The 278-nt window shown below is 48.9% G+C and carries 1 rRNA gene; it reads right to left on the reverse strand.

Features of this window, described 5'->3' with window-relative positions:
* Positions 1-278: ribosomal RNA gene (locus CBX96_RS21480) — 23S ribosomal RNA — on the reverse strand; the annotation flags it as partial.

Here is a 278-nt window from a genome sequence, read left to right on the forward strand (position 1 = left end):
CCCCTCTGACTTAAGGGCTAATCCCCGTTCGCTCGCCGCTACTAGGGGAATCTCGGTTGATTTCTTTTCCTAAGGGTACTTAGATGTTTCAGTTCCCCTCGTTTGCCTCACTACACTATGTATTCATGTAGTGATAACAGCTTATGCTGCTGGGTTCCCCCATTCGGACATCGTTAGCTCAAATGCTTGTTACTAGCTCGCCAACGCTTTTCGCAAGTTACTACGTCCTTCATCGCCTCTGACTGCCAAGGCATCCACCGTATACGCTTAGTCGCTTA

Source organism: Shewanella sp. BC20, from assembly GCF_003129585.1.
GTDB classification, from domain to species: Bacteria; Pseudomonadota; Gammaproteobacteria; order Enterobacterales; family Shewanellaceae; genus Shewanella; species Shewanella seohaensis.